The organism is Cellvibrio fibrivorans, assembly GCF_031457055.1.
GTDB lineage: Bacteria > Pseudomonadota > Gammaproteobacteria > Pseudomonadales > Cellvibrionaceae > Cellvibrio > Cellvibrio fibrivorans.
On the sequence record NZ_JAVDVX010000013.1, the window covers coordinates 1 to 21,394 of the forward strand.

The 21,394-nt window shown below is 48.1% G+C and carries 16 protein-coding genes; 8 read left to right on the top strand and 8 right to left on the bottom strand.

The features are described from left to right. From J2X05_RS20715 to J2X05_RS20725, 3 genes are all read right to left on the bottom strand, one after another. A partial coding sequence (locus J2X05_RS20715) for a cellulose binding domain-containing protein (protein WP_310076280.1) occupies positions 1-743 on the bottom strand: 743 nt, incomplete at its 3' end. Positions 744-770: 27 nt separating this feature from the next. Further along, on the bottom strand, positions 771-1,847 hold the full coding sequence (locus J2X05_RS20720) for a cellulose binding domain-containing protein (RefSeq protein WP_310076282.1): 1,077 nt from the start codon (positions 1,845-1,847) through the stop codon (positions 771-773). Positions 1,848-1,978: 131 nt separating this feature from the next. Next, on the bottom strand, positions 1,979-2,578 hold the full coding sequence (locus J2X05_RS20725; RefSeq protein ID WP_310076284.1) for a DUF2214 domain-containing protein: 600 nt from the start codon (positions 2,576-2,578) through the stop codon (positions 1,979-1,981). Positions 2,579-3,314: 736 nt separating this feature from the next. Here J2X05_RS20725 and J2X05_RS20730 point away from each other — a divergent pair. Beyond that, positions 3,315-4,115 (top strand): hypothetical protein, encoded by an 801-nt coding sequence (locus J2X05_RS20730; RefSeq protein WP_310076286.1) that lies wholly within the window; start codon positions 3,315-3,317, stop codon positions 4,113-4,115. 11 nt (positions 4,116-4,126) lie between these two features. Then, a complete protein-coding gene (locus J2X05_RS20735; protein WP_310076288.1) occupies positions 4,127-4,672 on the top strand; it encodes a DUF4256 domain-containing protein in 546 nt (181 codons plus the stop codon). A gap of 81 nt (positions 4,673-4,753) precedes the next feature. Here the strand turns inward: J2X05_RS20735 and J2X05_RS20740 are convergent, their stop codons facing one another. Together J2X05_RS20740 and J2X05_RS20745 are read right to left on the bottom strand one after the other, a co-directional pair. Continuing rightward, positions 4,754-6,859, bottom strand: coding sequence for an EAL domain-containing response regulator (locus J2X05_RS20740; protein ID WP_310076290.1), 2,106 nt, complete (start codon positions 6,857-6,859; stop codon positions 4,754-4,756). 330 nt (positions 6,860-7,189) lie between these two features. Next, entirely contained in the window at positions 7,190-9,040 is a 1,851-nt protein-coding gene (locus tag J2X05_RS20745; protein WP_310076292.1) for a cyclic-di-GMP receptor FimW-related protein, read from the bottom strand. Positions 9,041-9,230: 190 nt separating this feature from the next. On the opposite strand from J2X05_RS20745, the gene J2X05_RS20750 reads away from it, so the two are divergent. The 4 genes from J2X05_RS20750 to J2X05_RS20765 all read left to right on the top strand — a co-directional run bounded on the left by J2X05_RS20750 (position 9,231) and on the right by J2X05_RS20765 (position 16,768). Continuing rightward, positions 9,231-10,901 (top strand): methyl-accepting chemotaxis protein, encoded by a 1,671-nt coding sequence (locus J2X05_RS20750; protein ID WP_310076294.1) that lies wholly within the window; start codon positions 9,231-9,233, stop codon positions 10,899-10,901. A 290-nt stretch (positions 10,902-11,191) separates the two neighbouring features. After that, the gene (locus J2X05_RS20755; RefSeq protein ID WP_310076296.1) at positions 11,192-15,379 is read left to right on the top strand and encodes a bifunctional nitrate reductase/sulfite reductase flavoprotein subunit alpha; all 4,188 of its coding nucleotides are present in this window, start codon (positions 11,192-11,194) and stop codon (positions 15,377-15,379) included. 220 nt (positions 15,380-15,599) lie between these two features. After that, positions 15,600-16,025 (top strand): GFA family protein, encoded by a 426-nt coding sequence (locus J2X05_RS21220; RefSeq protein ID WP_331351505.1) that lies wholly within the window; start codon positions 15,600-15,602, stop codon positions 16,023-16,025. A 116-nt stretch (positions 16,026-16,141) separates the two neighbouring features. Next, entirely contained in the window at positions 16,142-16,768 is a 627-nt protein-coding gene (locus J2X05_RS20765) for a hypothetical protein (protein WP_310076300.1), read from the top strand. Between the two features lie 124 nt (positions 16,769-16,892). On the opposite strand, the gene J2X05_RS20770 is transcribed toward J2X05_RS20765, so the two are convergent. Together J2X05_RS20770 and J2X05_RS20775 are read right to left on the bottom strand one after the other, a co-directional pair. Continuing rightward, positions 16,893-17,729: an SIR2 family NAD-dependent protein deacylase gene (locus J2X05_RS20770; RefSeq protein ID WP_310076302.1), complete on the bottom strand. Its 837-nt coding sequence runs from the start codon at positions 17,727-17,729 to the stop codon at positions 16,893-16,895. Between the two features lie 14 nt (positions 17,730-17,743). Then, on the bottom strand, positions 17,744-18,019 hold the full coding sequence (locus tag J2X05_RS20775) for a Fic family protein (protein WP_310076303.1): 276 nt from the start codon (positions 18,017-18,019) through the stop codon (positions 17,744-17,746). A 666-nt stretch (positions 18,020-18,685) separates the two neighbouring features. Between J2X05_RS20775 and J2X05_RS20780 the strand changes: the two genes are divergently transcribed. Together J2X05_RS20780 and J2X05_RS20785 are read left to right on the top strand one after the other, a co-directional pair. Further along, complete coding sequence (locus J2X05_RS20780; RefSeq protein ID WP_310076305.1) at positions 18,686-19,939, top strand: hypothetical protein; 1,254 nt, start codon at positions 18,686-18,688, stop codon at positions 19,937-19,939. Between the two features lie 14 nt (positions 19,940-19,953). Next, complete coding sequence (locus J2X05_RS20785; RefSeq protein ID WP_310076307.1) at positions 19,954-20,277, top strand: hypothetical protein; 324 nt, start codon at positions 19,954-19,956, stop codon at positions 20,275-20,277. 204 nt (positions 20,278-20,481) lie between these two features. Here J2X05_RS20785 and J2X05_RS20790 read toward each other — a convergent pair whose 3' ends face one another. Beyond that, positions 20,482-21,348, bottom strand: coding sequence for a hypothetical protein (locus J2X05_RS20790; protein ID WP_310076308.1), 867 nt, complete (start codon positions 21,346-21,348; stop codon positions 20,482-20,484). Positions 21,349-21,394: the final 46 nt, after the last annotated feature.

Here is a 21,394-nt window from a genome sequence, read left to right on the forward strand (position 1 = left end):
GCGGTCAGGTCGAGCTGGGTGGTGAAGTGTAGGTTGGGCAGGTAAGCCGATTCAAACAGCAGGTTCTGCATGCGTGGATCGCGGATCACGTTACCGGTGCTGATACTGGCCAGCGGAATGGTCAGGGTCGCCTGGCCATTGGCTGCCACAGTGCCTTGCAACTGGCTGAAGGTCATACTTTCGGGTGTTTCCACGCCGGCCGTACTTTTCTTCACGGTTACGAAGTTGAAGGTGGAGTTGGTGGCATCGAGTAACCAGCGCGCGCCGGTCGTGCTTGCTACCGAGCTACTGCTGCGGCTGCTGGTAGTTACTGCACTGCTGCTGGATGCGACTGGCGTACTACTGGTTGCCGCGCCGCCACAGGCTACCCCATTAAGGGTAAACGCGGTGGGTATAGCGCCAGGGTTGTTCACCAGAAAGCCAAAGTTGGCAGTGCCATTGGCGGCGATATTAGGGTTGTAGGCGGCATTTTTCACGCACACATTTTTACCCGTCTGGGTAACGATGCCATCCCACAAATTTGGAATAGTATCGTTACCGGCGAAAGACCAGCAGAGTTCCCAACTGGTTTTGGCGGTGGCGTTGTTGGTAATAGTGACTTTATATTGGCCACCGTTACCCCAGGTATTGACGGTTTGGTAGGCCACGCTACAAGCACCCTGAGCGCTAGCGCCACCAGATGCCATGATGCCCAGGGCCATTAACCCGCTGGAGAGCATCGACAGTTTCATTAATTTTTTCATGATAGGTTCTCTCTAAGCTTCATCCAATTAACGGGCGTCAAAGACGAGCGCGAAGTCCACGGGTACGGCGACACTGATCGAGGCAATGCCCACCGCTGCACGCAGGGCTTCCACACCATCGGTGAGTGCGTAATCGCCGGCTTTCACGAGGATCGGTGACAGGCTTTGCACCAATACGCGGTTAGCGGACAGTTTCTGGACGGAGACTTTGGTAGTAATCGCACCGGTCACACCATGCAAGTTCAGGCTGGCAGAGATATCAGTAGCGGCGGATTGGCCCACTGAGAGACTACTGAGCAAGGTGGCTGGTACCGCCAGAGTTACGGTAGCCGTTGGGTAGGTTGCGGTTTCGAACAGCAGATCGCGCATACGTTGATCGCGGAGGGCGACAGCGGTGTTCACCGTGTTGAGGTCAATAGTCAGGGTCGCGACACCTGCGCTGCTGATATTACCGCTCAGGCCGGTGAAGTTGTGCACTTCCACATTGTGGGTGTTTTTAGTGGTGGCGAAGTTCAGGTAAGACGCTGTGCTGTCCAGACCCCATGTACCGGCAGTATTCGCAACGGATGAGCTGCTCGCCTTGCTGCTGGAAGCCGGCACACTGGAGGCCGGCACACTGGAGGCCGGCGTACTTGATGCAGGTTTGGAGGATACGGCAGCAGAAGATACGGCTGCACTACTGGTGGCAGCGCTGTCACAGGCTGCACCATTAATGACCGGTATTTCCGCTGACGCTGCACCTTTAGTTCCCTGCACGCCGAATTCGATCGACTGGTTAGGCTGGATAGTGCGGTTCCAGCTGAGGTTGGTGGCTGTGTAGGGGTTGGTGCCGCCGAGAGTAGCGTTCCAACTGCTGGTGATACGATTGTCGCCAGCGTATTGCCAGTTGACGTTCCAGCCGTTGATGGCGCTGGTGCTGGTGTTGGTTATTTTTATGGTGGCGGTAAATCCATTATTCCACTGGCTGGCAACCAAATACTGGCATCCGGCGTAGGCCTGGGTGGAGAGAGCGGATATCGCCAGAGAAAACCCTGCTGCATAGAGAGTGCGGGTTAGCGCACTCGCTGTGCGAGGGTGAATCGCAGAGGCTTTAAAGCTACTCATAGTGTCTTCCTCAGAGAAAAATACCGAATGAATTCGGCGGTGGTCATCAACAATCGTTATGGTTAAAAATGGTCGAGCTCGGCTAACAAAAAAATCTTTGAACAGTTATTTTTTTGAAAAAGTAGAAAAATTCACTCCATTTTTCGCACTGCGCGCAGTTGTACTTTTTCGGTAAGCAATGGCGGTTCAGGAGCGCGCATCATGCGCAGCACTTCTCCGGCAACAATAATGGCCGCGATTAATAATCCGGCGTAAATGAACATGACATAGCTGTAATTTGCTGTGTAATTCCACGGACGCGCGATGCCGAGATAACACGCAAATAGCCAGGAGGTAGATGAAATGGCGCCGGTGAGCGTTACCAATATTTGTTCAATGGTGGGCAAACCCAGTAACCCGCGACGCGAGGTGACGCGCGGAAAACTAAAATAGTGCAGCGCAATTCCGTTGAGCGTTAATACCGACACCACGGTAAATTTCGCCCAGAGTTTTTCGTTCATTAAATACTGTTGGGGATTTTCCAAATAACCAAGCAGCACTAGCGCAAGTCCGGTAATCCAGAGCACAACCAATGCGACAAACATGACTTCTGCAGATTTGGTCAGGTCTTTAATGGCGCTCGCCGACAAAGCCTTGCCGCGCGATTTTGCCAAAGCAGAATCCTGGATGAGTAAGATCCCTACGGAGACACAAGCAGCAAGTAAATGCGCATAGACAAGGAGAGTTTTCATAGCACTTCCATGGTATTAATAGTTGATTTTGGTTTTTTTTAGCGCGAACAAAAGCCGTCTCATATCCAGTCAGCTGTTGGTTCGCGAATCAACGGCACTGGTGAGATGTGTTGCTACAACAATTTTTTTGACCGAAAACCTCAGGGGGAAGTCGACCCTGGTTTGCGTGATGTTATTGCCGAGTGTTTTTAGTTGGATTTTGTTGTTTTTATAATGACAGTTTCGCAAATGGCGTCTGCCTTTACCGCACTATAGTGGCGGCTCAGTATGACAGTTGTCTGTATGGTCAAGCTCTGCATTCTGCTACTTGGCACACATTGAGTGTGACAGGTTTCGCATCTATGCCACCCTGCAGCATTGCGCTAGTGGATTCGCTTGGCGATCAGTCTCTGGCTAACAGTTGCTAATTTACGCGGACTGCCAATGGCGTTCCAATCATTAGTTCTCATTTCTACCAAAAATCTGATTTATTCGGATAAGAAGATTTGTGCAGGGTGGGTGCAGGCAAATCAGTTGGCGATATAAAAGCCTACAAGTTCTATCTTACCTCTGGTGATATCCTCTATAGATAATATTCTGCGACGATAAGTTTTCGTGCGAATAAGATATGAAAAAAATCTCCCGTAGAACAAAACCCACATTGTTCATCACGATAGCGCCGTGTTATAACCCCTTTTCCCCTGTGGCTAAAGGCGAATTTTTTTAGCAACTTACTGTTATGTACAAGGAGATGATGATGCTAACTGATAAATGTCATGTTTGGTTTAATCAAAACTTGGTTATTCCTGTCGCAACGTTGATTATTCTTTTCTCGCTGCTTTCACATCCTGCCAATGCCATCATAATTGAAGGTAAAGTCAGCGGGGTTATTACTGATGTATTCACAGAGGGCAACAGATCTGACGGTGCCTTTTTTGATGTCGCTGTTGTGGGACAGTCTTATCATGCGGATTTCTGGTATGAGTTTGATGAAAATAATTTCCCTCCTACTTATGCTCAGGATTCCTTCCGGGAATACGATTTTGGTTTGTCTTCTATGGGAATCGTTGTACATGTGGGTAATGAGAGTTATAGCTCTACCACCTCCAGCGAGTTTCCATTGACGCACTTTAGAAATATGATCAATATTTTTCGCGGTGATAATTTTAGTTATTTCAATATGACAACTTATAATTTATATAGCGCTGTTAATCCGCGTTCCGAAAACCGATTAATCGATATCAATTTTTATTCTACCACTATGGACTATTTTTCGGATTTGGATTTGGTGCAAGATATTTCCGTTGTGGCAACAAATGGATCTTCATTGGGTGAAATGCGTCTTTTGGATTACGGTACCCGCGATGGTGATAGATATCCTGGGGATTTTTACGATTACGATGCCAATATATATGGAAATATTACCAGTTTCGATATGCAGGTACGCGGTTCGTTGGTAGATGAGCCCGATTCGCTCGGGTTAATAGCGCTCGCGCTACTGCTGATGGGCTGGCGTTATCGTTGCCATATCAAACCCATACATAAAAGTAAAAAATAAAGGCTAAAAGAATGGTTGAAAATAAATACGCAGCATTGCTCACGGTGTTGCAATCCCGCTTTGAAAAAAATATGAATCGCCATAAAGGCCTTGATTGGACTAAGGTGCAAGCAAAGCTGGAGGCTGATGCTAAAAAGTTAGCGTCGCTAAATGAAATGGAGGCGACCGGTGGCGAGCCGGATGTGGTCGGTTTTGATAAAAAAACCGGAGAATTTATTTTTTACGATTGCTCGGCAGAAACACCCAAAGGCCGCCGAAGTGTATGTTATGACCGCGATGGTTTGGAATCACGCAAAGAACATAAACCAGAAAATAATGCGCTGGATATGGCAGCCGCAATGGGTGTCGAGTTGTTAACAGAGGAACAATATCGTGATTTGCAACAATTGGGCGAGTTTGATTTGAAAACATCGAGCTGGATACAAACACCGGCGAGGATAAGAAAATTGGGGGGCGCGCTCTTTGCGGATCGCCGCTACGATACTGTTTTTATCTATCACAATGGTGCGCAATCTTATTATGCGGTGCGCGGCTTTCGTGGTGTGTTAAGAGTGTAAACTTTGTGCGCAGCAAAATAAAAAACCGGAGTGCATGGATCCGGTTTTTTCGTTTTATTAAAAAAGACTGGTAACTCCAGTTTACGACTCCATATTGAAATCGTAAGTCATGCCCTGGCTTGGCTCCTGCAAATAATGCCCCTGGATGTAATGAGCGCCCGCTTGCCAGAGCGTGGAAAGTACGCTCGCATTCTCTACAAATGGCACCAGAGTAATCTTGCTTTCGCCATTGAGCTTCTCGATCAGTTGGATCAGCGTCTCGGGGCTTTCGTTATTGTTTTGGATATCGGTGGTGAAGGACCCATCAATTTTAATCATGTTCGCGGGCACATGGGAAAGCGTATTGAACGGGTTGAGTGAACAGCCAAAATTGCTGATCGCAAAACTGGTTTTGAGTTTTTCCAATCCCTCAGCAAAATTCTTCGCCGCATTCAAATGATTAGTGACATCAATTTCCTGCGCCTGAAACACGATGGAATCGGCGGTGAGCTTCGCTGCCTTGAAGGCGACTGCAAGCCAGGAGATCAGCGATTCATCGCACAGGGATTGGCGGCCGATATTGACGATCAGTTTGGTTTTGTTGCCTTTGGCGCGATGCTGCGAGAGCATTTTGATCGATTCCAGAATTACCCAGCGATCAATTTTGGTAGCGGCGCTCATAGTGGATGCCGCCTCCAAAAAGTGATTGGGTGATATCTCATTGCCGTTTTCATCCACCATGCGCAAATAGACTTCGTAGTATTCCTCATCGGAGCCGCGCAGGCTGATGATCGGTTGGAATAACAGGCGAAAGCGGTCGTTGGCCAATGCCTGTTGGATAGCAGTCGCGATATCGATTTTGATTTCGCTTTTGGGTGTCTCTGGCTCAAACAGCATAGCGCTGTTGCCGTCTTTGGCCTGCACTTTATCCATCGCGCTGCGCGCTTGTTCGATCACTGTATTGGTGCTGGTAGTGGTTTCGTTGATCAACGAGATACCGATGCTGCAAGTGATTTGCAGGGTTTTGTGATCGATCTCGATGATGTGCGCTTCCAGATCCTTACAGAGTTGCAGGGCGCGGTTAACGGCAGCGTCGGCTTTCACATTGGGTGAGATGATCGCGAAGGTGGAGTCACCGAGGCGCGCGATAGTATCGCTGGTATTGGCCTTGGCGCGCAGCAGTGTTGCTATGTCGATTAACGCCAGATCGGCACCGGCGACGCCAAAGGTATTTTTAACCCGCTCGCTGAATTTATCCAACTCGATGTAGAAGAGGCAGTAGTACTGTTTTTCATCGACAGTGTCGATGATGTGATCGAGCTGGTTGATGATGTATTGGCGGTTGTAGACGCCCGTGACCAGATCCTGCCATTTGATTTGTTTAAGTTGGGCTTCCAGTTCTTCATTGTTGGCATGCGTGGCTGTTGCGGTAGCCGCCCGTGCGAGGAATTGGATGCAGGGCTCTTCGTCGTAGGTAACCAGAGATACTTCCAAATCTATTTGGGCTTCTTTCCCATCTTGGGTAATACCGGTAAAACCAAGGCTGCTTGATTCAGCCTCATCACCCTTAAAGGTGAAGTCTTTCAGGAAGTTTTTCAGGCGCGCCTGATCTTTATCGCTCACCATATCCATAATTGGCATGGCTTCAATGTCATCCCTGTTTTGATAGCCAAATAGCTCGGCAAAGGATTCGTTTGCGTACAGATAGAGGCCGTCCTGGATAAAGGCGATGGCATCGCGCGAGCTGTCGAGCAATTGTTGGCTGCGGCGCTCGGCTTCGCGAAAACGGCGGTCGGTATTGCGGCGCGCCTGGCGCTGCTCGCGGTTGCCCAGTTCGCGGTCAATTACTAACAATAGATGTTGGTCGTCATCCAGATTAACCACATCTGTGGCGCCCATACGCAGACCTTCGACTACGGCAAAAGGGCTGTCGTCTTCATCTACTTCATAGAGCAGGATTACCGGAACATCTTTATTGAGGCGGCGGATTTGTTTGATCGCCGCTTGCGGGGTAGGCGCAGTGGTGTCGTTATTGCCAATCAGCAAATCCCAACTTTGTTCTTGCAGGAGTTTGACGAGCGCTTCCTCGCTCTCGACATGTTGCGCTCGGCAGGGATGGCCGGAGGCGTGCAGCATACTGATCAAGCGTTCGGCTTCTGAGCGCTGATTATTCAGAATCAGGAGTCGGATAGTGTCGGTAGTGGTCATATATCTTCTATCTAGTCAGGCGATGGTCAGGGCTTCGCTCGTTTTTGACTATAGCGCGTTTTTTGGCGCACGAGTTCGTTTGAGTGTTTGTTGTATCGAACCCTGGGCTTTTTTTGCCATTTTGCATAAGGCTGGCTTACCAGTAAGTCCAAAAACTCTACCTTGTGTCGCCAATTGCTTGCCTTGGTGAAGGATGCTCGTCGCAGTAGGTTCCTTGTTGGGGCTATATTACTGAATTCAGTGGGTCGCTCAACTTGTCATGCTATTTATGCGATCTGGTCGTGGCTTTTGTGGATTAGTTCGCAATTAGCTGGATAAAGTCTGGGCGATTTATTCCCACACTGAATCGAAATCATCCTTACTGGTTTTGGCTTCGGGCTTGGCGGTGGCTAGTTCGCGAAAACCAAACTGGCTAAAGGCGCCAGTGGCGAACAACCGCTGGGTTAGCTGGATCGATTTATCGCCCTCATTGCTCACGCCAGCCTGGCTTTGGGTATACAGGCGAGCCTTACTGTGTTCGTGAAATGAAATGGCGTTGGTAATCAGGCTGGGAGGCTGGTTGACGGCGCGTAACTCCGGAATTTGCAGCGCGCGTAAGTATTCGGCAAAACCGCCGGTTTTGTGGACGGCGGCCAAGCCCACGGGGACAGCGTGTGGGGCAATAATCTGGATACCCAATTGCGTCGCCCCCTTGATCTGATGCGCCCAGCGCACCACGCCAATCGACCATTTATTGCGGCCATACTCGCGTAGTCCAAGCAGTTCTCCGGCGCGGACTTGCACCGGAATTTCATTGCGCCACTCCAAGCCGTAGCCACCGGGGCTGCGATCCATCAGCGGCACCGTGTAAATCGGGTGCTGCCCCTGATAATTCACCTTCTCCTGCGACTTGATGCTCTTTTCAATATTGAAGGTTGGTAGTGCGCGCCCATCAAATGGCGTTCCGACAATATCAAAAGCGTCGCCCCAGGGATCGTCTTCTTTTTTCGCTTTGTCGTCTTTAAGTTGAACACCACGTTTTTGGTAGATAGCGCCTTTTTCGGGCGAACCCGCCACGGCACTGCTTTGGTTTAAAAACAGATTAAATGGCTGCTCACCGGCTAGATAAAAATGGACATTGGTGAGACCGACGGTAACTTCAATTTCGGCACTGACATCCTGCCGCTCAAAGCTGCGCAACGCTAAGTGGCTCCAGGCCTGTGCCAGGTGTTTGGTCAATGCTGCCGACAAATTGAGCTGGTTGCGCTGGCTAACGCTGGCATCTACCCCTTCATTGCCTACCTTCTGCTGTTCCTGAAGTTTATTCACCAGATGACTGGTGCGTATTTCCAGCGGCGGCTCTGCACCCGGGTTACTGGCCGGGCGCCAATGCGACTTATAGAAAGGTGGGCGATTGCTGTTGGTAAGTACAACAAACAGGTTTTCCTTACCTCCCGGATTGTATGTATCCAGCTCGGCAATAGGTGCCAGTAGCTCTAGCAAGTTATAGGTACTTTCAATCTCTTCCTGCCTCAGTTGATTGGGTCTCGCAGTCGCGAGCAGGAGTATGCGCAAATAGACGTTGTGAATGGTCTTCAGCCCTTGGTTGTGGGGCAGTTTGTCCTCAACTGGCAGCTGCTCCAACTCCAGTGCGCAAGCCAGTTGATAAAGTGCATGCACCTCGGCCCAAATTTGGCTGGCGATAGGTAAATAGAGCTGATAAGAGCGCAGTAGCAATAGTCCCAGCGCAGTAAGCGCACGTTGGATGCACAGGGCTTGTAATCCTTGCTGGTCTTTTGTCGCTGGTGATACACACAGCTCCCGCACTACGGCGAGATAACTGTTGAGGAAGTGTTTCTGAATCGCCTGGGCGACAGTGGCTGTTTTGAGTGCGGCCTCCGGCAGAATCAGCGGCTGGTTCAAATACTTCAGCGCCAAGCCGCTCAGTGTCTGGTGCACCGGGACGCGCAACAACTCCAGAATCGCGAGGCGGTTTTCACTGTTGGTGCGCAAACGGCTGATTTCGTGGACGGCGGTATAAAGCTGGGCGCTGACTTGTTGCGCCTGTGTCAGAGGCAGGCTTTGCAGCCAGAGTTTGACCTGCGCCTCTTTACTGCCGCCGCAAAAACCCAGTTGCGCCAAATCCTGCTTTGGCACTATGAGCTTTTCAAGTAGATGTTTAATCGGTGGCTCGTTGGTCATTCGAATGCCGTCTGCTAATCCCGTTATAACTATGTAATTGAATATAGACGATTTTAGATCTTTTCGTCTGAATAACTAGCCGTTCAGTTGAGACCGGTTAGAATTAGTCAACATAACAATATGACGCCAATGTCCACTACATAAATCACAATAAAGACTAACGGGAGGGTCGCACATGGGCTCCATGTCGATGAGATATAAACTGATTTTGCTCGGATTAATGCCGGGTATTGCGATTTTGGTCGTCCTTCTGGCATTGGTCAGTGCCCGCATGCAGAGCATTGTCGAAAAGGATATGGATATATTGCGTGACACTCTGCTCAACGCGCACAAGACCGAATTGCGCAATTCGCTGGATATCGCCAGTTCACTGATTAAGCCACTTTATGAAGCTGCGCCCAGCGGTGAGTCCACGGAAAAAACGCAAGCCATCGCGCTGTTGAAACAACTGAAATACGGTAAAGATGGCTACTTTTTTGGCTACGATGGCAGCTCAGTGCGTGTGTTTTCCGGCAGCGACACTGCGCGTATTGGCGACAGCTTCCGCGACTACAAAGACGTTAATGGCGTCTTCCTAATCAATGAGCTGGTCAAGCAGGGGCAGGCTGGCGGCGGTTTTGTCACCTACCATTTTCCACGTTTAGGCCAAGGCGAAACCGCCTATCCAAAACTCAGCTATGCCATTTGGCTCGACAAGTGGGATCTGATGCTGGGAACCGGGTTTTATATCGATAGTATCGATAATGCGGTCGCGTCGGCACGGGCAGTGGCGGATGAACACATCACCGCGACATTGATGTGGGTTTTTGTGGCGGCGCTGGTATTGCTTGGTGCTATTGCACTGCTCGCGATATATATCGCCAATAAAACGCTGGCTCCACTCAATGGGTTGGTGCGCAGCCTGGAAGATATAGCGCGCGGGGGTGGCGATTTGACTCGTCGTCTGACACGCACAAGCAACGATGAAATAGGTGCGGTTATTTCGGCGTTTAACAGTTTTGTTGATTCCATCCACGGGATGATCCAACGTATCCAGCAGCTCACCCTGCAGGTAGCCAGTATTAGCAAGCAAGTATCGCAAGATACCAACGCCACCTACCAAACCCTCGAACAGCAGCGCGAGCAAACTCTGCAGGTCGCCAGTGCCATTAATGAAATGGCGGCATCGGCGGTCGAAGTGGCTCGCAGCACGCAAGATGCCGCCACTGCCGCCAATCTCGCTGAGTGCACAACCAAAGACGCACAATCTACCGTCGCCAAATCCATCGATAACATTCAAGCGCTCTCCTCAGAGGTCAAGCTCAATACCGACGGTTTGCAGCAGTTGCAGCAGGATGTAAACGGCATCGGTGCTGTGTCCGATGTCATTCGCGGTATTGCGGAGCAAACCAATCTGCTTGCTCTCAATGCCTCTATTGAGGCCGCCCGCGCTGGCGAACAGGGGCGTGGTTTTGCGGTAGTGGCGGACGAAGTGCGGGCGCTGGCGGCGCGCACCCAAGCGTCAACTCAGGAGATTCAGGGCATGATTCAACGCCTGCAGGCCAGTACTACTGGTGCAAGCGAGTCGATTAAGCGCAGTCTGGTTAAAGGCGATGTCTCGGTGCAGATGGTCTGTGCCACCTCGGAAGCGCTCAGTGCTATCGATCAACAAGTTAGTACCATCAGTCAGCGCGGGTTGCAAATTGCTACCGCTGCCGAGCAGCAGACACAAGTGATCGAATCGATTAACCACAGCATGCATGTGATTGCCGATGCCACCGAGTCCGCAGGTCGCTATGCGGCGCGCTCACACCAATCTGGCGACGAGTTGGCCAGCGTCGGTGCCGAGTTGCAGCAATTGGTGGGGCAATTTAAAACCTGAAAATTGTTTTATTTTGGTGCAAAAACATTGGGTGGCCAATAGGTAGCGGAAGCGGTTAGTTATTTCGTGTGCACCAATAAAAAACAAAAATGTGCCCGATAAGTAAAAAATTGCATTTAGATGAGGCAAAAAAAATACTGGGTGGCTTCTATCGCCAACTGCAAAAAGTCTTTTTTTGAAAAAAAAGCAAATTAGTTAAACAATATCAATGGCTTAAGCAGTTTTCGCGACTGTGGTTTGCCAATGGCATAGCGCTTGCTAAACCCCTCCCAATGAGGAGTTGCGAGTCTATGTCTGAATCCGTTCTTAAAAACGATAGTAAATCCGTGCGTTCAGTATGCCCTTACTGCGGTGTAGGCTGCGGCATGGTGCTGGAAACTGACGGCCAAAAAATCATCAAAGTCACGGGTGATAAAAACCATCCCTCCAATTTTGGCCGCCTCTGTACCAAAGGCCAAACCAGCGCACAGGCGCTCACCAACTCCGGCCGTATGGAATCTGCCTTTGTGCGCAGCGAGCGGAATCGTGATCCAGTAAAGACATCCATGGCGCAGGCTATCAGTACTACCGCCAAACGCCTGCGCGAGATTCTGGATACCCACGGCCCCGATGCCATCAGTTTTTATGTCTCGGGGCAGATGTCGATTGAATCCCAGTACCTCGCCAACAAACTCGCCAAAGGTTTCTTGCGCACCAACAATATCGAATCTAACTCGCGCCTGTGTATGGCGAGTGCCGGTGCGGGGTACAAGCTCTCGCTCGGCTCCGATGCACCGCCCGGTTCCTATCAGGATTTTGATCACTGCGATTTGTTTTTGGTGATCGGTGCGAACATGGCGGACTGCCATCCGATTTTGTATTTGCGCATGATGGATCGCGTCAAAGCCGGTGCGAAATTAATTGTGGTCGATCCGCGCCGCACTACAACCGCGGACAAAGCGGATCTGTATTTGCCGATCAAGCCCGGCACTGATCTCGCATTTTTAAACTGCCTGTTATTTTTGCTGCATAAAAATGGCAAAACCGATGCAGAATTTATTTCACAGTACACCCAAGGCTGGGAAAATTTTCCGGAATTTTTAGCGGATTACACACCCGAAAATGTGAGCGAAATTACCGGTCTTTCAATCGAGTCGTTGATTAGAACTGCCGACATGATCGGCAATGCGCCCGAGTTTATGACCTGCTGGACCATGGGTTTAAATCAAAGTACCCACGGTACCTGGAACACGAATGCGATTTGTAATTTGCATTTGGCGACGGGAAAAATTTGTCGCCTCGGTAGCGGCCCTTTTTCACTCACCGGCCAACCCAATGCGATGGGCGGGCGCGAGATGGGTTATATGGGCCCAGGCTTACCGGGGCAGCGCACATTGCTAGTAGAAAAAGATCGCGACTTTATCGAAAACTTGTGGGGCGTTGCGCCTGGCAGCATCAGTACTAAACTCGGCAAAGGCACCGTTGATTTATTTGAGCGCATGGCTGCGGGCGAAGTAAAAGCTTGCTGGGTAATTTGCACTAATCCGGTCGCGTCTGTCCCCAATCGTAAAATCGTTATTGAAGGTCTGCAAAAAGCAGAATTGGTCATCGCACAGGATGCGTTCCTCGATACCGAAACCAATCGCTACGCCGATATTTTATTGCCCGGCGCTTTATGGGCAGAAGCGGAAGGCGTAATGATCAACTCCGAGCGCAATATCACGCTCATGCAAGAAGCTGTGAATCCACCCGGTGAAGCCATGGCCGATTGGGAAATTATTGCACGCGTCGCCTGCGAAATGGGTTTTAGTGACGGATTCAGTTTTAATTCTGCCGCCGAAGTATTTGAAGAAATCAAACAAAGCTATAACCCCAAAACCGGTTACGATCTGCGCGGTGTTAATTACACACGTTTACGCGAATCGCCACTGCAGTGGCCGTGCGCCGATGAAACCTCTACGCGCAATCCGATCCGCTATTTAAATACCGGCATCAACCAACCATTAAAGTTAATGGATGATGGCAGCGCGCCTTTACTGCAATTTGCAACTGACTCCGGCAAAGCCATTTTTCATGCGCGCCCCCACGTAAATCCGGCTGAGATGCCTGATGCCGAATTCCCAATGGTGTTAAATACCGGCCGAGTGCAACACCAGTGGCACACCCTGACCAAAACCGGAAAAATTGCCACGCTCAATAAATTAAATCCCGGTACCTTTGTGGAAATTCATCCGCAAGATGCGGCTGAATTAGGCATCAAAAATAAAGACAAAGTGGAGATTCGTTCGCGCCGTGGCTACGCCATTTTGCCTGCGGTGGTGACTGATCGCGTGCAACCTGGCTGCTGTTTTGCGCCCATCCACTGGAATGATGTCTATGGCGATAACCTGTGCATCAATGCAGTGACCAGCGATAAAATCGATGCGATCTCGCAGCAGCCAGAACTAAAAATCGCCGCCGTCGCGCTTAAGCGTGTCGACGTATTTGTGGAGGAGGCGGTTTCTGCCGAAAATTCTGCTGCGCACGACTATGATTACACCAGCCCTATGGCCTTCGCCGCCGTGGCTGAGGAAACCAGCATGACCCTGATTAAAACCTTCGCTGAAAAAATCGGCGTAGTAGAAGCAGTAGCGCCCAATTTCTCTGAAGCCGAGCGCACTTATCTGGGCGGTTATATCAGCGGCCTGCAAGCCACTGCAAAATTAATTTCCGCTGTGCCCGCACTGCCTGCCGATGCACCTATTAATCCCAATCATCGCACCTGGGTAAATGGTTTACTCGCCGGTATGTTCAGCCGTGTGCTCCCTATTGGTGTCGCATCTGTGGCTGCGCCTGCACAGGCTAAACCCGAGTTGGTGATGCTCTGGGCATCGCAAACCGGCAATGCAGAGGCCCTTGCCGAAAAATTTGCACAGCAATTAACAGCGCAAGGGTGGGCTGTTAATTTCCATTCCATGAATGACTACACCGTTGAGAAATTAGCAAAAAATAAATTGGTGGTATTTGTCACCAGCACCTTTGGCGATGGCGACGCGCCCGATAACGGCGGCGATTTCTGGAGCCAATTAAACAGCGACGCAGCGCCAGAACTAAACGAATTGCAATTCGCATTGCTTGCATTGGGCGATTCCAATTACGACCAATTCTGTGGCCACGGCAAAAAATTGTTTACGCGCTTACAAACCTTGGGTGCCAAAGCATTAGTTGAGCGTGTAGATTGTGATACCGATTTTGAGGTGCCGGCAGGTGAATGGTTTGCTAAGCTCAAGGAGCAACTCGCACCCCTAACGTCTGACATAAAAGCCTCTGCTGCGAACCAGCCATCATCAATGACTGCCACTACAACCTCATCTGCTGCACCATCTTCATCTGCTGTTTATGGCAAAGCCAATCCCTATGGCTCGCGCCTGGTTATCAATACACGTTTGAATGGTGCCGGTTCAGGTAAAGATGTTCGTCAATTCGGTTTTGATTTGGGTGAATCCGGTATTACCTATGAAGCGGGCGATGCGCTCGGCATCTGGCCAAAAAATTGCCCCGAGTATGTGTTTGAGTTGGAGCAAGCGCTGAATTTAAATGCCGATGCCCCGGTAGTGGTGGACACCCATGAAAAATCTGTGCACCAGGCGCTGCTGGAAAATTATGAAATCTGCCGCCCGAGTCTAGAGGCGCTGAATTTTATTGCGCAGCGCAGCAACAGCAAAGAATTAAAAAAATTGCTCGATGCAGAGCACAAAACCGAATTGCAGGAATGGCTTTACGGGCGCCAACTCGCGGACATTTTGCAGGAGTTCCCCATTCGTGCCAGCGCCGATGAACTAATCCCGCTGTTAAAACGCATGCAGCCGCGGTTATATTCCATCGCATCAAGTAGCAAAGCGCAACCGACACGCATTGATCTCACCGTTTCCGCCGTGCGCTACTCGCGCTTCCGCGACAGCAAAAAAATCCGCAAAGGCGTTGCATCCACGTTTCTTGCTGATCGCGCTGAGGGTGTAGACATCCCCATCTTCGTCCAACCCAGCAAACATTTCCATGTGCCGGAAAATGGCGATACTCCATTAATCATGGTTGGCCCTGGCACCGGCGTCGCGCCTTTCCGTGGCTTTTTACAAGAGCGCCAGGCACGCGGTGATCAAGGTAAAAACTGGTTGTTCTTTGGCGAGCAACACGCCGCAACCGATTTTTATTATCAGGAGGAGTTACAGCAATTCCAAAAAGACGGCGTACTCACCGAATTAAGCCTCGCTTTCTCACGTGACCAATCACAAAAAATTTACGTGCAGGATCGCATGCGCGAACAAGGCGAGGCAATTTGGAATTGGCTGGAAGAGGGCGCTTATTTCTGCGTTTGTGGCGACGCTAGCCGCATGGCCAAAGATGTAGACCAAGCGCTGCGCGATATCATCCAGCAATACGGAAAATTCGATGAAGCTGAAACCGTTAACTACATCCGCAAATTGAATATGGATAAGCGTTATTTGCGAGATGTGTACTAATCCTGTGAATTAATAGCTGTTACTGCAGCTCCAAAATCCCCCGTCAACGAGAGTTGGCGGGGGATTTTTATTGGGGCGTGCGTGGCCGGTTAACATTGTTTTACCCGTTGTAGCTGGCCAGGATTGACCTGTAATATCCAGTAATTCCGATTGGCATACTTGGGCGCAATAGTCTTTAATTGAGTTTTTATTATTTTAATGCAAAAGAACAGAGGGCTATATGGTTGAGCGAAGTGGAAGATGTCTTTGTGGGGCGGCGAGTTATTATTTTTCTGGAGAGCCTATCGCCGCGCGAGTCTGCTGGTGTAAAGACTGCCAGCACATTGCCTCCAACGGCACGGTGAATGCCATAGTGAATACTGATTCGCTCACCATAAATGGGGCGTTGAGTGAATTCGTTAGTGTTGCAGAAAGCGGAAACCAAATTCGCCGTCGTTTTTGCCCGGCGTGCGGTTCGCACCTGTTTGCCAATTCGTCCGCAAGGCCACAATACACGGTTGTTCGAATCGGCACCTTGGATGAACCCTCGTCAATCTCACCCACCATGAATATCTGGACAAAAAGCGCCCCCGCTTGGGCATGTTTTGATGGGAATCTCGATTCAGTAGAAGGGCAGGCTCCACCGCCAAAAATTGCAGAAAAATAAATTGAGTAGGTTGCCATAGGTCGCACACGTTGAGTTTGCGAGTTGTAACAGGTCTTTAGGTAGGCTCTGTTTATTCACTGTATATCTGGCTTCGAAAAAATTACGAGGAGAATGGGATGAAGGTAATTGCCTATGATGTAAAACGTGCCTTGACGTTGTTAGCTGTGGCTGCCGCTTTTGTATTTCCAGTATCGGATGCTGGGGCGAAGGGTATGAAGCTTGGGCAGGCGATTAAAATGGCGGATGGCCCAAAAACGTATGATGCGAATACATTAACGGTAGAACAATTGCAAAATTGCTTGGCCATAGAAACGGAGCTTGACAAATTGGACGCTGAGTTGACGAGTGAGCGACCATCGATTGCAAAGCAAGAGGCAAAGATAAATGTAGTTGAAAGTGAAATTAAATTTCTTAAAATTTTGCTGGAGACAGATGAAAAACCAACAACCCAAGAACAAGTCGATGATATTAATAAGAGCGTTGATCGACACAATAAGTTGGTAGCAGATTATAAGAAGGAGGCTGAAAAATACTCTATCTTGGCAAAAGACTACAATGCCAAGTTAGAAAAGCAAAAAAACGCATCGAATAATCACAATTCGCAATGTGCCCAAAAAAAATATTATGAAAGCGATATGGTGATTGCGAAACAACAAGATACTGCTTCAAATCAAGATTCAGCATTGAGCCAAGCTACCAATTTCCTTCACAACACAACACCTAAAGCTGGAAAAGCTAATTGACCACAGTAACCGATTGGAGAAACGTCAAAAATTCACTGTTTTTCAGTAGTGGATGCGATATTGGCGGTGAGAATGGTGTATGCGGACATTAAGTTTCCAGTACAGCGGATAGAGTGTGCGGCTATTATTGGTAGGCGCGGATGACTTGGTCAATGGCCAATAATCCCTCTTTGGCACCGCAGGCAATACCAATCGCATGACTTGCGGGAACATCATAATCGCGCGGATTGATACGAATTAATTTGCCATTGAATTTTTTCACAACCTGTTCGGAAAAACGGCGCACCGACGGAATATGCGTACCCGCACCCAACTCAATCACCACCGGATTGTTACAGCGCTGCAACCAGAGTTCTAATTGCTCGGCTTGCTGATCCGATCTATCGCTAATCCAACCCCAATCACCAAACATTAAAATATTGGGTCGCGCAATTCGGTTGCAGTAGGGGCATAGCGGCGGCTTATTAACTAGCTGGCATTTTTCATTATCGATTTCAGGCAAAAACGCATCCGAACTCCAAATAGAAGCGGAGCAGGGCTCAAGGCACTGCAGGTGATGAATTGAGCCATGGCACTCGTAAATGTTATCCACCGCAAAACCCGCCTGTTGAAATTGCCCATCCACATTGCTGGTAAACACCGAATAACCCTTGGCTTTGCTTTCGCCCCAGCGTTTTAAAATCGCAAAACCTTCATGGGGAACCGTATTGCGGTAGAGCGCAAGCCTATGCCCATAAAACCCCCAAGCTAACTTCACATCGCGCACAAAGGTATCGGGCGACGCCGCCTGCGCAAAATCCATTTTCGCTTTTGCAAGGGCAGGGTAGGCCTTCCAAAATCCTTCATTGCCACGAAAATCCGGCAAACCCGAATCCACACCCATCCCTGCACCTGCGGCGATGATAAGCGCGTCGGCTTGTTGGATGTAATCGACGGCTTGGGTGATTAATGTGTTGGGCATGGTCTTCCTGAAGTTTACAAAATGTATTTAGAGTTGGCTGATATCCAGTATTTCTGCAAGCGGCTATTGGGCTTTTCAGGAATCGTCATTTCAATTAAACCCGCATTAAGCGCAGGTTTCAAATAGCGCTTACTAAATGATTTTCGATCTTGTAAGCCCAAGGCTGTTTGTAAATCGTCACGACTCATTTCACCTTTAAGCGCGGAAAGCAGTTCTTTGACTTGGGGGGTGACTTGAGGGGTGACTAAAGAGCTGGATGATTCAATGGTGTTCAGAATCATCTGCAGCATATGCTAGCGAGCCTTAAATGGTACGGATGCGAATTGCTCTGCGTAGCAGTAGATTTTTTTCTTCCTCTAAAGCTGACAGGCGCCCTACGGTTTCACTGATCTCTGAACTTAAGAGAAGCATATTTGGGGTTAGGCGGTTGGTAGGTTTTAGGCATGGCGATAGTCTGCGTGTCGAAAATCTCGTGGCTGCATTTTATCCAATGTTTTTTGGACTATAGGACTTACACCGAAGATTTAAACAGCCAAATAAAAAACCCGACCATTTCTGATCGGGTTTTTTATTTGGAATTTGGTGGAGCCGGGGGGATTTTCTCCCGGACACACCTAACTCCTTGATTTATATAAAAATCAAAAAACCAGCGGCTTGGCTTAGTGTACCAAATTTGTGGCTCTTTTTGGGGTGTTTTATTGAAATAAGGAGTTGAATTGGCGTCCACAAGTCAGGGTATTTTGAAACCAGTTGCAAAGTACACTCGAATGGCTGTGTTTAGTAGGGTAGGAGATATTTTGCGTAAGAAGTACAATGTTCGCAGTCGTCGATTTCGGCTGTTTATGTATAAGAGCTAATGAGTGAGTAAATTGAGACGGGGCATCCGGGTGGGGATATTAACCTCAGATCCATAAACGCCTTGAGGACTGTGTTTGGGAGTTATCTAGGAGAGCCACTTGAGCGCTAAAATGGGTAAATGGGTTCGTCACCATGCAACGACAACTATAGTCATAATTGGTGTAATGTTGGTTGGGGCGCTTGCGTCCCTGTTGACGGCAGATATAACCACTAGTTTTCCTTTTGGTTGTTGGTCATCATCTGATGAGTGCAACTCTTTCAGCTACAAAGCCTTGGGATTTTGGGCGGCAGTTGTGGTGATGGCAATAATTGCATTTTTCAACACAAAAGCTGGCCTAGAAGATAAGATTGCATCTGATCGTGAGCTTGCTAATGCGTCTCAGATAATAGGTGGAACCTCAGAAAAGATTCAGTTGTTGCACGAAATGATGGCAACCATGCCACCTAAAGGGTTTCTTAAACAGTACTCAAAGGTTGCCTGCAATGCTCTATGGAAGCTGGGCGAGGCTAGAGATTATATCTCGGTAAAGATGGAGGAGGGCCAAACGCCGGATCCGAAATTAATCGCGGTGTACATACGTCAAGTGCTGCATTCAATTTTAGAAATTACTCAAGTGTGGGATTCACATGTTCGTCATGTGAGTGAGCCACACCTTATATATAGAGCTAATATCATGGTAATGATGGATACTAAGTCACTTACCGCTGAATCAGCCGATTTTTTTAAGGGTATTCTTAAGTTTTACAATCGCGAACATGCGATATATGGCAATCCAGTGCGTTTCTATGATTCTGTGCTTTGGTCGGTGCCGGAGTTGTCTACGCAATATAGCCTAGAGGGCAATGGCTTTAGTTCTGGAGAGTCACATGATGCCTCCATTGCTGAGATCGCTTTAGGTGTGCGTACGAGCTTAAGTGGCTCACCCGAGCTGAGGGGGTGTGTTCCGGGGGCACCGTATTGCATTGCGGCACGGAAGCCATATTGGGTAGATGATACTGAAAAGCTTTGGCTTAACGAGCAAGAAGACCAAAATTTAAAGCCACTAGTCGAAGATATAAAGGGTTTCTATTCAGGAGATAGCCAAGTTGCTAGATCTATATTATCAACACCATTGCCACCTCAGGCCTCGATTGAAATTCAAGCAGCTATGGCTAGTAGCGAGGGCACGGCAAAAACTATTGATCTAATTGGAGTATTAAATATTTTTTGTAATGAAAAGAATATTCTTCAAAATTCACAAAATGCGCATGATTTTATTTCTTTAGTTTCTCCATTAGCTGAAATGGTATCTGATCTTGTTGCATACTATGTTGAGTGCGAACCTAAAATCTATAGTTTATTAAACGAGTAAACTGGATATTAAACATGAGTGATTTTTTGGTTAAAAAACTAAAGGAAATAAGAAGATTATCTGGGCATGGATTTGTGGTGGAGTCTTCAAGATCTGATTGGGATCGAGTAATTAGAGCTGGGAATGTGTCACAGGTGTTCCTAAAAACCTCTAATTTGTCCCTCAGGTCATTAGACGATTTACATTTTCCGGTAGCATCACCCATTCGTTATTCTTATAGCGCTAATCATAGCGAAAAGAATAATTTAATATTTGGGAGGGAGAGTACAAATAAAAAGTTGAAGCTCTCATATAAGCCTTTGTTGCGTAAAGATGTATCTGCTTTGGCTGGCTCATAATGCTGTCTGATGCGCGCAATTTTAAAGCTGTGCTTCTTCTATTGTTTTGCATTTTCCTGCAGATGTGTAATTCCAAGTCATTTTCTTTTTCTAAAGTTTCTTTGTGATGATGGTCTGTTTGTGAGTTATCGCAAGACTTTGCACGCAAAAACTAAAGGGCATGGCTTCTAGAAAATGGTCGATCTCGATGTTTAAAAGCTATTGCTAATCTCCTATTGATGCACTATCTGACGGTCTGTACCTTCTAAATGAGATATATTTGGTAAAGCCAGTTCGGATTATTATTTTCCCATTTGGCGAAACTGCCGCATTGCCAACGACGATCACATCAGATCCGTCTAGCTCGCTAATCTCTTTTAATTTGAAGTTCCGTATCAATTCGTTTTTTAAATTGCTGTTCATAAAAATGCTGGGTTCTTTTCGATAGTCGCCGTAGTTTAGCCACAGGTCTCCATCAACTTCATTTAGGTTGTTTATTTCACCCCAGAATATTCTTAATTTCGCTACATCTTCGTGTTTTATGTCATTTATAGGAACAATAAAGTCTTTAAGTAGGCCGTCAATTAATATTCTGCCTGAGTCTGCCACAATGGTAATTGTTTGATTTTTTTCTGCGTAATCTCGATTTTTGCATAGGTTGGATAGAAGTTGCTTTAGGGATTTATTTAAGGGGAATCCTGAGGATCCGTTAGTTGCGTTTTTGTTGGGTGAGGAATTCCAATCACTCTCCTCCTCATTATGTTTATCGTTGCTTTCGGATATATAAATGGAATTAGTATTTGTTTTGTCTAGGTCAATGCGAATATCTGAAGTTGCTATGTGGTCATCCTGACCCTGTTCGCTATCTGTGTCGTCGTTTATCAGAATCACTGTGGACGCATCACACCCTTCGTTGTGATGTGCGGCAAAGCATGCTGTGCGTTCTATTTTTGCTGTGGTAAAGCCTTTGATAAACCATGCTTTTCTATCGCATTCTAGGCACGTAATAAGACCGCGATATTTGTTGGGATTTGTTTCATAGTCAAGTGTTGAGCAAATGCTTCCATCTACACTGTACTTTGTTTTTATCACTTGTTTTTCCTTCCTGTATTTTGTCGAACTTTTTGGATGCTTTTGG